The organism is Desulfobotulus sapovorans DSM 2055 (assembly GCF_059569355.1).
On record NZ_JCANVJ010000005.1, the window covers coordinates 13,966 to 27,922 of the forward strand.

General features: G+C 53.1%; 13 protein-coding genes and 1 tRNA gene. 5 read left to right on the forward strand and 9 right to left on the reverse strand.

Going from position 1 to position 13,957, the window contains the following annotated elements:
- Nucleotides 1-34: 34 nt before the first annotated feature.
- On the forward strand, nucleotides 35-1,813 hold the full coding sequence (locus tag BR04_RS05880; RefSeq protein ID WP_496355071.1) for a carbohydrate-binding domain-containing protein: 1,779 nt from the start codon (nucleotides 35-37) through the stop codon (nucleotides 1,811-1,813).
- Between the two features lie 266 nt (nucleotides 1,814-2,079).
- On the opposite strand, the gene BR04_RS05885 is transcribed toward BR04_RS05880, so the two are convergent.
- The 3 genes from BR04_RS05885 to BR04_RS05895 all read right to left on the reverse strand — a co-directional run bounded on the left by BR04_RS05885 (nucleotide 2,080) and on the right by BR04_RS05895 (nucleotide 3,757).
- Nucleotides 2,080-2,544: a hypothetical protein gene (locus BR04_RS05885; protein ID WP_496355072.1), complete on the reverse strand. Its 465-nt coding sequence runs from the start codon at nucleotides 2,542-2,544 to the stop codon at nucleotides 2,080-2,082.
- 228 nt (nucleotides 2,545-2,772) lie between these two features.
- Nucleotides 2,773-3,219, reverse strand: a complete 447-nt coding sequence (locus BR04_RS05890; RefSeq protein WP_496355073.1) for a hypothetical protein — start codon at nucleotides 3,217-3,219, stop codon at nucleotides 2,773-2,775.
- Nucleotides 3,220-3,490: 271 nt separating this feature from the next.
- Nucleotides 3,491-3,757 (reverse strand): hypothetical protein, encoded by a 267-nt coding sequence (locus BR04_RS05895; RefSeq protein WP_496355074.1) that lies wholly within the window; start codon nucleotides 3,755-3,757, stop codon nucleotides 3,491-3,493.
- Between the two features lie 464 nt (nucleotides 3,758-4,221).
- Between BR04_RS05895 and BR04_RS05900 the strand changes: the two genes are divergently transcribed.
- On the forward strand, nucleotides 4,222-5,019 hold the full coding sequence (locus BR04_RS05900) for a rubredoxin-like domain-containing protein (RefSeq protein WP_496355075.1): 798 nt from the start codon (nucleotides 4,222-4,224) through the stop codon (nucleotides 5,017-5,019).
- A gap of 234 nt (nucleotides 5,020-5,253) precedes the next feature.
- Here BR04_RS05900 and BR04_RS05905 read toward each other — a convergent pair whose 3' ends face one another.
- The 5 genes from BR04_RS05905 to BR04_RS05925 form a co-directional block, all read right to left on the reverse strand.
- Nucleotides 5,254-6,054, reverse strand: a complete 801-nt coding sequence (locus BR04_RS05905; protein ID WP_496355076.1) for a 50S ribosomal protein L11 methyltransferase — start codon at nucleotides 6,052-6,054, stop codon at nucleotides 5,254-5,256.
- Nucleotides 6,055-6,134: 80 nt separating this feature from the next.
- Complete coding sequence (locus tag BR04_RS05910; RefSeq protein WP_496355077.1) at nucleotides 6,135-6,527, reverse strand: hypothetical protein; 393 nt, start codon at nucleotides 6,525-6,527, stop codon at nucleotides 6,135-6,137.
- Nucleotides 6,527-7,201 (reverse strand): YkgJ family cysteine cluster protein, encoded by a 675-nt coding sequence (locus BR04_RS05915; RefSeq protein ID WP_496355078.1) that lies wholly within the window; start codon nucleotides 7,199-7,201, stop codon nucleotides 6,527-6,529. The genes BR04_RS05910 and BR04_RS05915 overlap by 1 nt, the downstream gene beginning before the upstream one ends.
- A 107-nt stretch (nucleotides 7,202-7,308) precedes the next feature.
- Nucleotides 7,309-8,925: a DUF6880 family protein gene (locus BR04_RS05920; RefSeq protein ID WP_496355079.1), complete on the reverse strand. Its 1,617-nt coding sequence runs from the start codon at nucleotides 8,923-8,925 to the stop codon at nucleotides 7,309-7,311.
- Nucleotides 8,926-9,015: 90 nt separating this feature from the next.
- The gene (locus tag BR04_RS05925) at nucleotides 9,016-9,636 is read right to left on the reverse strand and encodes a 1-acyl-sn-glycerol-3-phosphate acyltransferase (protein ID WP_496355080.1); all 621 of its coding nucleotides are present in this window, start codon (nucleotides 9,634-9,636) and stop codon (nucleotides 9,016-9,018) included.
- A gap of 297 nt (nucleotides 9,637-9,933) precedes the next feature.
- Between BR04_RS05925 and BR04_RS05930 the strand changes: the two genes are divergently transcribed.
- Together BR04_RS05930 and BR04_RS05935 are read left to right on the forward strand one after the other, a co-directional pair.
- Nucleotides 9,934-11,571 carry an ABC-F family ATP-binding cassette domain-containing protein gene (locus tag BR04_RS05930; protein WP_496355081.1) on the forward strand — a complete coding sequence of 546 codons (1,638 nt, stop codon included), beginning with the start codon at nucleotides 9,934-9,936 and terminating at the stop codon, nucleotides 11,569-11,571.
- 171 nt (nucleotides 11,572-11,742) lie between these two features.
- Nucleotides 11,743-11,819, forward strand: a tRNA-Pro gene (locus tag BR04_RS05935).
- Between the two features lie 119 nt (nucleotides 11,820-11,938).
- On the opposite strand, the gene BR04_RS05940 is transcribed toward BR04_RS05935, so the two are convergent.
- On the reverse strand, nucleotides 11,939-12,247 hold the full coding sequence (locus tag BR04_RS05940) for an STAS domain-containing protein (RefSeq protein WP_496355082.1): 309 nt from the start codon (nucleotides 12,245-12,247) through the stop codon (nucleotides 11,939-11,941).
- 138 nt (nucleotides 12,248-12,385) lie between these two features.
- Between BR04_RS05940 and lnt the strand changes: the two genes are divergently transcribed.
- Nucleotides 12,386-13,957 carry an apolipoprotein N-acyltransferase gene (gene lnt / locus BR04_RS05945; protein ID WP_496355083.1) on the forward strand — a complete coding sequence of 524 codons (1,572 nt, stop codon included), beginning with the start codon at nucleotides 12,386-12,388 and terminating at the stop codon, nucleotides 13,955-13,957.

Consider the following 13,957-nt stretch of genomic DNA (forward strand, 5'->3'; position numbering starts at 1 on the left):
AGGCTCCTATCCCACCCTCAAGACAGGAGATCCCATGCGACCTGCAATCCTTTTTCCCGTAATCGGAGCCCTCATCCTTACTGTGGCCCTTGCCGCCTGTAATGGCGGTTCCTCTAAGGGTTCCAGTACAGAAAGCCAGACGGCTTCCACAGAAAGTGCAGATTCCTCTTCCACTTCCGCAGCAGATACCGAAATTGCAGCCCCTGCCCTTGCCACCCATGAATCCCCGGAAGATTATGTCTGGGAAAGCAGGAACGTGGTGGAGATTGTACTGAACGGAAATACGGCAACGGTGCACGGCGTGGGGGCCACGGTTTCCGGCGCGACGGTGACGGTCACCGTGGGCGGTGTCTACCGCGTTACCGGAACCCTGGATGACGGCCAGCTTGTGGTGGATGCGGAAGATGGAGAAACCGTTCAGCTGATTCTGGCGGGGATAAGCATCCGCTCTTCCACCAGCGCCCCCTTTTTTGTGAAAAGCGCTTCCAAAACCGTGCTGATCCTTGAAGACGGCACGCGCAACACGCTGACGGACGCCCTCACCTATGTTTTCCCGGATCCGGAGGAGGATGAGCCCAATGCCGCCCTTTTCAGCAAGGATGACCTCAGCATTTCCGGAACCGGTGATCTTCTTGTGCATGGCCGTTACAACGACGGCATCAGCAGCAAGGACGGTCTGATCATTGCCGGAGGCCGCATCTCGGTTCAGGCTGCGGACGACGGTATCCGGGGCAAGGACTATCTTGTGGTGAAGGGGGGGGACATCACGGTACAGGCGGGAGGCGATGGTCTGAAATCGGACAATGAGGAAGACACGGACTGCGGCATCATTTCCGTTGAGGCGGGAAGTTTTGATATCCAGGCGGGAGGCGACGGCCTTCAGGCCTTTTCCACCCTTTCCATAAGCGGAGGAAGTGTGGATGTGACCACCGCAGGCGGCAGCAGCGGGAAGATTGCGGATTCGGCCTCGGCCAAGGGGCTGAAAGCGGGGAGCACTATCGTGATTTCCGGCGGGGATTTTTCCATCCAGTCCGCCGATGACGCCCTACACGCCAACGCTGAGATCGGCATTACCGGAGGCACCTTTGCCCTGGCTTCCGGGGATGACGGCATCCATGCGGATACGCGCATCCTCATTTCCGGAGGAGACTTCAATATCACGAAATCCTATGAGGGGATTGAAAGTGCCAGCATTGTTCTGAATGGGGGAAATTTCCGGATTGTCTCCAGTGATGACGGCATCAACATCGCCGGAGGCATGGACGGCTCCAGCCTGAACCGTCCGCCGGGGCCGCCCCAGGGCGGCTTCACTACCAGCACAGGCGACAGTCTGAAGATTCATGGGGGATCTGTTGTCATTTATGCGGATGGCGACGGCATTGACGTGAACGGCGCCATGGAGATGAGCGGTGGAACGGTGCTGGTTCACGGCCCCACCTCCGACAGGGACAGTGCGGTGGACTATGACGCCTCCTTCACCATTTCCGGCGGGCTGCTGGCGGCCGCAGGCAGCGCAGGCATGGCCATGGGGCCGGACAGAAGCTCTTTGCAGAAATCAACGCTGCTGAATTTTTCCACCCGCCCGGCGGGAACCCTGATCCATATTCAGGATAAGAGCGGACAGAGCCTGCTCACCTTTGCGCCGGCCAGGGCCTATGCCTCCCTGGCCTTTTCCTCTCCGGATCTTGCCGCGGGCGCAAGCTATGAGGTGTATTTCGGCGGAAGCGCCACGGGTTCGGAAAAAGACGGGTTGTATACGGGAGGAAGCTATACCGCCGGAACCCAGGCGGGGAGTTTTACCGTATCCGAGTGAGTGGATCGGATGGGCCCTTTTCCCTTTTTGGAAGATTCTGTCTTCTGAAAAGGGATTTTTTTTGATTACCACCCTGACGCAGCCATGCAGTCGCAGATTTTGCCCATGCAGTTGACCCCATCGTTCCCAAGCTGGAGCATGGGAACGATAGCTGAAGCAAGATGGTAATCTGTTTTTTGGGGCGAGCGCTGCGGGGAGAGGAAGCAAAAGAAGGCGCAAGGCCCAGCCGCAGAGAGGTGAGGGGTAACGTCTTCTTCTTCGCCCGTCTACTGGCAGGTGATGTTCAGGGCCTGGTAGGTGATATTGCCTGCGGTCACCTCGGTGAGGCCGATTTCCGCTTTGTGGCTGCCGCCGGGGCAGGTCTGGGTTTTGGACTCATCCGCCCATGAACCATAGCTTGTTTCGGACATACGCCCCTTGTTGGTGTAGACGGTTTTGAAAAAATGGCAGGATGTTGTGATGTCCAGTGAAGTGCAGCTGCTGTTTCTGAAAGAGAAGGTATGGGGGGAATAGGGGCCGAGGCGGTCTGACTGCTGCTGCCTTGTGGCATTTCCATTGGCCGACCAGCAGATGACACTCACGGGGGAACAGCTGGAACCTGTTTCGTTGGTGGTTTTGCGAATCCCGTTGGAAACGTCCATGGTGTAGTCCGCTAAGGATGCCTTGGGGATGGAAAGAAAAAAGCAGGTTCCGGCGACAAGGATGAGAAAACGGCTGGATTTTGTTTTCATGTGAGGCTCCTTTTCAGGCTTGAAAGGGAAGACAGGTTTTCATCATTATCATAAACAGCAAGGGCTATGCCAGCAGGCAGATAGTTTTTTTACGGCCTTTTCAGATCTTACACCGGTACGGCTGTGCCCGGATTGTTGGCAGGAGGATCGCAATATTGGCAGAACTTGGGGAAAGTACCGTCCGCCAGGTCAAGGGTATTCCGCCGTTCCGATTCGGCTTCTGTAATCCTACTGGCAGGTGATCTTCAGGGTGTCGTAGACGCTGCTGCCTGATCGCACCTCGGTGGTGCCGATTTCCGCCCCGTGGCTGCCTCCGGGACAGGTCTGGGTTTTGGATTCATCCACCCAGGCCATGTGGCCGATGCCCGATGCCCGCGTGCTTTTGAAATAATGGCAGGTAACCGTCACGTCCAGGGAGTCACAGGAGCCAGCAAGGGTTAAGGACTGGGGGGATGACCAGATAAGGGGGCGGGGCAGTGTCTTCCGGAAGCCGTTTCCATCGTTGGACCAGCAGGTGACTTTTACAGACTGGCAGGTGCCGTAAAGGCCGTGTTCCATTTTGAAAAGTTTATTGGAAAGGGTGAAGCTGTTCTCCGCCATGGAGGCCGTGGGGATGGAAAGAAAAAGACAGGCTCCGGCGACAAGGATGAGGAAACGGCTGGATGGTGTTTTCATGTGAGGTTCCTTTTCAAGGGTGAAGGGGAAGGCTGGCTGGCATCATGTATTAGCAAGGGTTGTGCCAGCAGACAGGTTTCCTTTTTACGGCCTTTCCAGATCTTACATTGCTACGCTTGTGTCTGGAGTGTTGGCAGGAAGACCGCAATATGGGCAGGGTGTACGAAAAACAGTTGTCCTTTGTCGGCCCGAGAATGCAGGGGAAGATGCCATACAGACAGGCGAGCATGGGACATTTTTTCATTTGATTACCACCACCTTACGTCAGCTGTCACTCCAGCGAGGGAAGGATGGATTTCATCTTGTAAAGGTAATTTTTTATCTGATTACCACCCTGACTCAGCCATTCAGTCGCAGATTTTGCCCATGCAGCACTAAACTCATCGTTCCCACGCTCCAGCGTGGGAATGAATCTTAAGACGCTCCAGCGTCTTGAATCCCGGAACACTGTCATGCCCCCAAAGCCTGTAGGAAGTCCAGAAACCGGATACACTCCATGTTTTGATCTGGATCGTCCCTGCGCTTCATCAATATCCATTTCCTGGAAAATGAATTCCCGGGGATACTGGCTCTGGGCGCAGGAGCGCCCGGTATGGCGTTCCCACGCTGGAGCATGGGAACGATAGCTGAAAAAAGATAGTAATCAGTATTTTTTAAGCATCTTCTCACTTCTCATGGAAAATATATGGAGGCAGAGGCAGCACCTGAGACGGCATGGTTGATCCAGGGAAGCAATCAGATTTTTTCATGGAATTGGGGTGGAAAAACCATAAAGTGCAGGATCACGTCCGCTAAGTCAACCGTATTTGTCATAAGGGCAAAGCCCGGGTCGGAAAGGCAGGGGCGGGGAATTTTGGGGAATTTGGAAAAATCCGTAACCAGTTCCTGTCGAAAGACCATAAATGTGGTACAAGGAAAGTCTTTATTGTACCCTGTTTTAAAAGTATGAGAATGGTCTCATTCTATCTCTGAAACCCCTCATTGTCATCAGCAGGAGGAACCATGCAGGAATGGAAATGTGCGGTATGTGGGTATACGCACAGGGAAGAGGATCCACCGGAAGCCTGCCCCGTATGTGGTGCGGGAAAAACTGTGTTTACCCCTATGGTTGCTGAAACAGCAGTGGAAACGGTTCAGGAAAAACCAGAACCTGCATCACATGTTTCCGCCTCTCGCTGGCGCTGTACGGTATGCGGTTATGTCCATGCGGGGATGGAGCCTCCGGAAACCTGCCCTGTATGCGGTGCAGATCGCAGTGCCTTTGAGCCTGTCGCTGAAGAGGCAGACCGTCCGGAGCCAAAAACGGAGAAGGGGAAAGCGGCAAAGGCAGAGGACGCTTATGGTGAAAGCCCCCGTTTGAATCCCAAAATCCACCCAAAACAGTGGATGGATGAACAGATTCTTCTTCACCATGCCCATCCGATTTCTGTACATATTCCCAATGGTGTACTGCCCATTGCCGTCTTTTTTGTTCTCATAGGAGTGCTTTTTAATGCCGAGGCCTTCAAGCTTGCGGCCTACTTTAACCTCAGCATGGTCTTTCTCGCCCTGCCCCTGGTAATTTATACCGGTTTTGTAGAGTGGCGGGATCGTTACCGCGCATCCATGACGCCGGTATTTCGTATCAAAATAGCCTGTGCCGCTGTCACGGCAGTCTGTGTCGCCATTCTTGTGGTATGGCGCAGTTTCAGTACGGAGGCCGGAGGGGTTTTCTATGTGCTGTTGCATCTTGTTGCTCTGGGAGCAGCAGGGATTGCCGGTCATCTGGGCGGTAAGCTGGTTTTCGGTAAACGAAGCTGATAGGGTGTACTGCCATACGGCCCGGATCCAAAATACAAACCAGAATGCTATTAAGGAAATAAAAAATCCCTGCCTTCTCCAAAAGAGAAAACAGGGATTTTTTTACGGGCGGAGCAAAAAAACGAACTCTTAAAACGATCCTGAATCGACGATCTCCATAAAACAAAGGCATAGGTATGGATAGAAAAAAATGGGATCAGAACAAAAATAAAGTGCTCTCAGAAAAGAGCCGCCTTAGCATCCGCCTGCAATTTCCTGTCCCACCGGTTTTTGAAAGACAAGACTTCCCCAGCCTCTTTCCCTTCTGCGTTCTTTTTCCATGAGAAAGGCGGCATAGCGATGGGCCAGCAAGGCCATCTCTTCCTCCCGCATTCCCGAAAGAACAAGTCCCCCACCGGGAGCCAGACAGTTTACCAGGGTCTCCGTGAGGGTCATCAGGGTGGGGGGTCTGAGATTCGCCGCCACCAAATCCCAGTGGGATTCCGGGGGCCAGGTGGCCTCCATCCGAATTTTCTCTTCCAGGCCATTGCGTCGTACGTTTTCCCTGGACTCATGAATGGCCAGAGGATCGTTATCCACCCCCAGGGCTTCGGCCATTCCATGACGCACCGCAGCAATTGCAAGAACTCCCGTACCCGTCCCCACGTCCAGCATTCTCCCTCCCGGTCTGGCCATCTTTTCGATGCCTTCAATGCAGAGCCGGGTGGTGGGATGGTCTCCCCCCCCAAAACTGGCTCCGGGTAGAAGGATTACGGCAACCCGCTCCGGAAGAGGGGCTACGCCAGGAACCAGGAGCTGGGTTTTTTTGCCCACCATCAAGGGTTTTTGCCAGCCCCGCTGTACACAGGTACGGCCATGACGAATAAGGTAGGCAAGATCTCCACTCTCCACCAGGGAAGCCAGTACATTTTGGAGGACGCGACGGGAGGCACCGCTTTCCCGGGCCATTTCCTTCAGAAGGGCTGCCGGTGTCCAGGCAGCTTCCGCCTCCAGCACCCGTTGCATCATAAGCTTGGAAAGGTCTTGTTCTTCCATTTTTAAATCCCGTATCCCAATACAAAGGCCGGGGTTCATCAGGAACTCCCCGGCCTCAGGTTCTCAACAGAAGATCTTTTTTAGGACTTCAACAGATTCGGATTTTTTCCCTCACGGATGAGCAGATCTCTGTACCAGAGAGAAAAGTCGTACAGCCCCCGGATACGGTCATCACCGTTCACAATCCCCAGGGCCATTTCATAGGCCGCTTTGCCATAGGGGGTGGAAAAACGCTCATGGGGCTGAGTCTTCAAAAATTCCTGGATGAGGTCATGGGTGGTTCTCTGGGTTTCTTCTGTACGGATATCAATGGGTTCCTTGGGTTCGGCAAAGGGATCCCATTCCTCATATCCGTCCTTCAGAATTTTCTGCTGTCCCCTTTTTCCCATACTGTCAAAAATGGCTTTTTTCCTCTGAGCAATTTCCTCAGGAGAAAAAAGAGGTGCTTCTGCCTTGGGTTTCGGGCCTTGCATCAGGGGATCTCCTCTTCGCCTTCAGGTTTATCCGGTGTGATTCCCAGATAGTCCTCATTGAAATCCGTGAGCAGTGCCATGGAGAGGGGGATCAGCATTTCCGCCATGCGGGTATAGCGAGTGTGCATGGAATCCACCATGTCCCTGGAGACCTGATAGAGCTTTTCATGCAGGGCGTCCATATTTACTGTGGGATAAGGCTTTCCCTGTTCAAAGGCGGACATCCCACAGGTATGGCTGATCCCGTTGCTGGAGGTGGGAATACCATACAGTCGGCAGGTGATGGGCCGGAACGCATAGAGCTGGCAGGTATCGTCCTCTCCCAACAAGGGACAGCGCACCCGTTCCATGGACATGCGGCCCAGAATCTCCACTTCGGAAATTCCCTCATCCCGTGCTTTGACCGCATCCTTTTTAATCCGGTAAATTTTTCTGTCTGCCCGGTTGGCCTGTTCCAGAATGGCATGTTTTTCCGCTCCGGAAAAGGCTGCGCTGAACTTATCGTGGATATAGAGGGCCTCCACAAGGGAAAGATCAAACAGCGCATGACAGCAGTCTGCACAGCGGGTGGAGCAGCGAACCGCTTCCGGATGCATTTCCTTCACCCGTTCAAAAGCCTTTTCCGCAGAAGCCACCAGCACTTCATATTGTTTAAAAAACCGTGTAAAATCCATGCTATCCTTTCCTGTACGACACGGGGTCGTCGGTAGTTGCACAACAGAAATCTCCTATACCATCCCAAAGACAGGGATTCAACAGGAGATGCTGGAACATGCCTCCCTCACCCCAGAACACCTCCCGGTGTACCCCGGGGCATTTTTCTGGGAGGGGTAACACTGGAGGTTTCACGTGAAACCTTTTTGGATCGCAACTCGCCCGATGTTTCACGTGGAACCTTTTTCCCACGAAGGCTTCCAGAATTTTCATGTGAAAGTACGTCATGCTGCCAATCTGTCCCCCTGCCCTGCCCCCGGAAACCGTTTCCTGCATCCTCATTTTCTTCGGGTTCTTCACCGGCAAGGCGCTGCCAGAAAACCCGCTTATCCGCATAGCGTGTACGAAGCTCTGCCATATAGGCTTCATGGGAAGACAGTGTCCGGTAATTCGATACCTGATCGTTCAGCTCAGCCAGAATCTCACAGTATCCTACAGCCTTGGCATAGGCACGGAAACGGGATTCTTCAAGAATTCCCTCTACCAAAGTCCGGTAACAGACGATCTGCCCCAGGCGGGCTCCGGCATGTTCAAATTTTTCCTGCAAGCGCAGTACGGCGGTATAATCATAGTTGCCCAGGGCCTCTTGTCTTTCAATCAGTAGATTTTCTGCTTCTGCCGTAGCCTCCACGGAAAGGAGCAGATTCAAACCGGAATACAGACTGCTGGTATGGCGGGCCGTATCCGGTGCCGAAGCCAGAAACCCCTCCCGTTCTTCCGCATCACACACTTCAAGAAGCGCCAGAAGATAATCCGCCGAAGGCTGGGCCGCATAGCGTTCCCGACGAATCTGAAACAGCATCTCCCGATCCTCCATGGCCGCATAGACCTGATCCAGAAGATCCAGCCTTTCCAGTTCACGGTCTCCCCAGTCACCGGCCAGCCAGGACAGGGCCGCTTCCGGTCCTTCATAATCGAGATAGGCCTGAACAATATCTCCGATTTGCCGAAGACTGGGTTCTGCCTGCACCAGGGTGACACTCCGGGCCATGAGTTCTGCATCCCGGAGAGCCTGGGAGAGATACCGCAGCCCCATGGAAAGACGATACCGTCGCCATTCCCCTCCTGCATCCAGGGCCTTGATCTCAGCATCGGCCATCATACGGTCGGCAAGCCGGGCCATGGCTTCCGCAGAAAGCAGGCGGTCTGCATGGCGCATCAGATTGGCGCGTACGCCAAAACGGTCTTTCAGGAAATGGTTCAGAATCCGTTCTCCCCAGTCCATGGCAAGCCCGCTCCTGGCGGCTATTTCCAGCCACAGGTCACAGGCTTCGGCAAAAACAGGTGGCAGCGGTCCTCCTCCATCTTCCAGTCCTTCGAGAACCCGGTCCAGATCCAGAAAACGATCTACCAGATCCAGAGCAACCCCCCAGTCCAGGGGGGTCATCAGGATTCGGGTATCCGAAAGGAAGGCCCGGAAATCCCGGGCCAGGGGAAAAAGATCCCGAAAGCCCAGGACTTCAGGGAGGGCATGAAAACCATCCAGCCGGGTCTTGAGACATTCGGACAAGGCCATGGCATCGGAAGATAAAAAAAGGGCTTCCACCCTTTCCCGAATCCGGGTGTCCTTTTCCCCCAGATCTTCCAGAAAACGGGATACGGTTTCAAGATTCAGGGAAGCAATGGACGGTTTCCCACCTTCCCCCTCCCCGCAGGGTTGCCCAGAGTGTATCCTACCTGTCATGTCTGTCTTTCCTTTTTTCTTCCCCATGACCACGGATCCGGAGAATACAAGAGAGTCTGATTCATACCGTTCTGATGCCCCGGCCCGTCTTCAGGGTTTTTGCTTTTCTGAGGGGAAATCCCCATAGGCTTTTTCCGGGTATTTTCCTGTGATTCCGTCATAAAATAAACGAATTTTTTCCATGTCTGCGGTAAAATCTCCGGAGGGATGCACCAGCATACCCATCCCCCCGGTTTTTCTGGCATAGTCCAGATATCCAAGACCAATGGGAACCCCCGCACCTGCGGCAATGTGATAAAAACCTGTTTTCCATTGGGAGACCTTGCTGCGTGTTCCCGAAGGCGGGATAATCAGCACCATCCTGTCCGCAGAGCTGAAAATTTCCACAGCATGCGCCACGGTGTCCCGATTCTGGCTTCTGTCAATGGGAATCAGTCCAAGCCACTTCAGGGTAAACCCCATGGGTTTTTCCATCAGTTCTTTTTTACCCATCATATACACCTTTAAGCGGAGCTTTAAAGCCAGCATCAGGGTCCAGAAAAAATCCCAGTTCGATGTGTGGGGGGCAGCGATCATGACCAGTTTTTTTTCTTCAGCAGGAACCTTTCCCCGGATCTTCCATCCGCATCCCCATAAAATCAGACTGGCCAGTAACCAAAAAACAATGTTCAGAACCGGTGTATCAAATACCGTGTGCTTTTGGATTTCCATCTGCACCCCTTTTACCTGAAAGATTGCGGTCAGACCACTCCCATGGTCGTAGAATGGCGCACCATAGAGAAGAGTGGATATAAAAGCAACTTTCGCACAAGGTATCAGGAACCGGGTCTTCCCTTTTTTCCCTGAAACCGGATTCAGAAAGGGAGGATGAGATGCAAAATATGCATATCTGTTTGAAAGCACAAGGCCGACGTGCTATCCCTCACATGCGTTCCGGATCCCAGAGAACCGTGATCTTTCTGTCCCCGTACCCCCTGGGTACCGCCACAGTTTTGAAGGAGTTTTTGAATGATTCATCTGAACCGCATATCCCGTCAGCACGGCAGCCAAATTCTTTTTGATAACGCCAGCCTGCAAATTCTGCCCGGTACCTGCACCGGCCTTGTGGGGCCTAACGGAGCGGGAAAAACCACCATCTTCCGCCTGATCATGGGGGAGGAAAAACCCGATGGCGGAGAAATTACCCGCAGACCCAAAATCCGTATCGGTTATTTTTCCCAGGATGTTGGGGATATGGCGGGCCGCAGTGCCCTGGAAGAAGTCATGGCTGCCGTGGGAGATGTGATGGCTCTCGGTGAGGAAATCCGCCAAATGGAAGCCGCCATGGCTGAGCCTATGGACGAGGATGCCCTGGCCAGCCTTTTGGAACGGTACGGTGAGGCCGTGGAAAGTTTTGAACATCAGGGGGGGTACGATCTGGAATCCCGTGCCCAGACTGTACTCACCGGTCTCGGTATCGGGCCGGATGCCTATCACCGTCCTGTGGAAGCTTTTAGCGGTGGTTGGAAAATGCGTATTGCACTGGCTAAAATCCTTACCACCCATCCCGATGTCCTGCTTCTGGATGAGCCGACCAACCATCTGGATCTTGAATCCATTCTCTGGCTGGAAAACTGGCTGGTTTCTTCCTTCAAGGGTGCCCTGCTCATGACCTGTCATGACCAGGATTTCATGAACCGTATTGTATCCCGCATCATAGAGATCGGTAACGGTACGGCCACCACCTATTCGGGCAACTATGATTTTTATATAAAGGAACGTGAAATCCGAAGGGAACAGCTGGAATCCAGCTTCAAACGTCAGCAGGACATGCTGGCCAAAGAAGAGGAATTCATTGCCCGGTTTGCAGCCCGGGCCTCCCATGCGGCTCAGGTACAGTCCAGGGTAAAAAAACTGGAAAAAATTGAGCGTATTGTACTTCCCCCAGACCAGAAAAGGGTGAGATTTGAATTCGCAGATCCCCCCCGATCCGGAGACGATGTGGTGTCCATGGAGCAGCTGGGGAAGGTTTGGCAGACCCCCGAAGGGGATGTGCATTCCGTTTTTGGAGGCATTTCCGGGATGATCCGCAGGGGCGAAAAGGTGGCTGTGGTGGGGGTAAACGGTGCAGGAAAGTCCACCTTCCTCCAGGTGCTGGCGGGTCGGACAGCACCCACTGAGGGAAGGGTCACCATCGGTGCCAGTGTGCATATGGGGTATTTCAGTCAGCATGCCATGGATATCCTCAGCCCGGAAAAAAGCGTGCTGGATACCGTACAGGATGCCCTGCCTTCTGCGGGTCTTGGGGTGATCCGCAACCTCTGTGCTGCCTTTCTGTTCCAGGGGGATGATGTCTATAAAAGGATTGACAAGCTTTCCGGAGGTGAAAAAAGCCGGGTGGTGTTGGCCACCCTCCTGGCACGGCCCCTGAATTTTCTCATTCTGGATGAGCCGACCAACCATCTCGATATTCAGTCCCGGGAAATTCTGCTGGAAGCCCTGCAGGGGTTTCAGGGAACGGTGGTGATCGTCAGCCATGACCGTCACTTCCTGCGATCTCTGGTAAGCCGGGTCTTTGAGATTGACCATGGCCGTATGATTCCCTATGAAGGCAGCTATGAGTATTACCTGAGGAAACAGATGGCCCTGCAGACGGGAGCGGCATAAGACGGCATGACAGAGACGGATGCCGGGCGCTGAAAATATTGCCGTATTCTGCTCCCCCTCGGCCCGGTTTTTATGCGGGATTGGATGGGCTTGTGGATGTCTTTTCCTGATGGATCGGAAGACCGGACTTGCGTAAAAAAAAAAGCCATGCTAAAGGGGATACTTGTTCATCGGGGTGTAGCGCAGCCTGGTAGCGCGCCTGCTTTGGGAGCAGGATGTCGGAGGTTCGAATCCTCTCGCCCCGACCAGATAAAATCAAACGCCCTGTTTTCACAGGGCGTTTTTTTTAGCATGAAGAACTGGGGACGGTAAAACCCAGGGATCGAATACCTTGAGTCCCCAAAAAGGAGTCCCCAAAAATCAGAATTTAAGGACGAGACTCTACAGAAAAATGCCGATCCAGGCGCATGGTGCTGAAAAGACTGAAAATATCCTTTGCAACATTCACAATTTTCAGTTTACGCCCCTGACGGTTCAGAGAATTATGGGTGGCAATGATCACACCGATCCCCACAGAATCCACCATTTCCACACTGGCAAGATCAAGTTCAATATCTCCACTGCTCTCCTGAATCAGGCCCTGTAATTCCGTGCGGAAATCATTGGCCATGGATGCAACAATATCCACGCCGGGAATAACAACAATCCTGTCCTGTTCCTTAATAATCTGACTCATGGCATGCACTCCGTATATTTTGGAAAAAAGAGATGCCGGGATTCCGACAACGGGAAATACAAAAAATGTGGTGGGATTGGGTAAGAAGCCTTACAGGAAAACATAAAAAAGGTAGCACAAGGTAAAAGGAATCTCAATGTGAATCTGCCCTTTGTGTCAGGAAAGGGATTTTCAGTCCCCTTTCATCCCCTTTTTCCCGTCATGGGGTCTGCCTTTGCCACAGCAGCGGCCTTTCCTCCCCTTGGTCTCTGGCCCCTTCTCTTTATCGCCCTGGTTCCTCTTCTGCGTACAGTGGCAGAAAATCAAAGTCCCGGCAGAATTTTTCGTCTGGGTTTTGGTTTCGGTTTTATACATTTTGCCCTGATCCTGCACTGGCTGGCGCATACCGTTCATACCTTCGGCAGACTGCCCTGGCCCCTGGCGCTGGGAGCACTGGGGCTGCTGGCCGCTTACCTTGCCCTGTACCCGGCCCTTTTTTTGCTGCTGCTCAGACATGCCTACCAGAAGAGGTACAACCTTCTCCTGCTGGCTCCTTCAGGCTGGGTGGGACTTGAATATATCCGGGGGCAGCTTTTTACGGGATTTCCATGGGCCCAACTGGGACACGGGCTTGCAGAGGTTCCTCTTCTCATTCAAGGTGCAGATCTTGGCGGTGTTTATCTGCTTTCCTTTTCCCTCATGATGGCAAATACGGCTCTGGCCTTTCCGGGAAAAAAGGGAAAAAACCTTCTCCTTGCCCTCTTTCTCTGGTGCGGCCTTGGGGGATACGGATATGAGCGAATGGAGACTGTGGAGAAAACACTCCTCGACGCTCCTGTGCTGGCAACTGCCATCCTTCAGGGATCCATGCCGCCGGATCAGAAATGGAATCCGGACTTTCAGACCTATACCCTGCAACGCTACCAAAACCTTGTCCAGGAAAGTGCCCCTGAAAAACAAGACCTGTTTCTCTGGCCGGAAACGGCAACTCCTTTTTATCTTTTCAGTGAAGACACCCAGACCCGAAAAGTTCTTGACATTGTATCAAATTCAGGTGGTTACCATCTGATAGGGAGTCCGGCCTATACGGTGGATGCGCACAAGGGAGTGCTTCTTTTCAACACCAGCTATCTCATCCACCCTTCGGGGGAGATCCTTTCCCGTTACGATAAAAGCCATCTGGTTCCCTTTGGAGAATACGTTCCCCTGAAAGACTACCTGCCCTTTTTGCAGCGCATTATTGTTCCCGCCGGATACTTCACCCCGGGAATCCGGTATCCTGTCATGCGCTTTGCCAATACCGCCCTGGCCCCTCTTATCTGCTTTGAAAGCGTTTTTCCCCATATTTCCCGAAGAGCTGTTGTCAATGGGGCGGAGATTCTTGCCGTTCAGACCAACGATGCCTGGTTCGGAAAAACCGGAGGTCCCCGTCAGCATCTTCATTTCAGTGTTTTCAGGGCTGTGGAATTCCGAAGAAGCGTTATCCGCAGTGCCAATACAGGCATCAGCAGTCTGATCCTGCCAACGGGGCGCATAGGACTGGAAAGTCCCATGGATCACCCCTTTGTTCTGAAAGCTGAGGCTCCCCTGTTGAAGGGGCAGACCCTTTATGCCCGAATGGGGGATTTTTTTGCCTGGATCTGTCTTCTTGTGCTATTATATTATGTTTTTTTGATATGCTGTCCCCTCCTGAAAAAGAGGGTTTCCATTCACAACCATGCAGGAGAATGA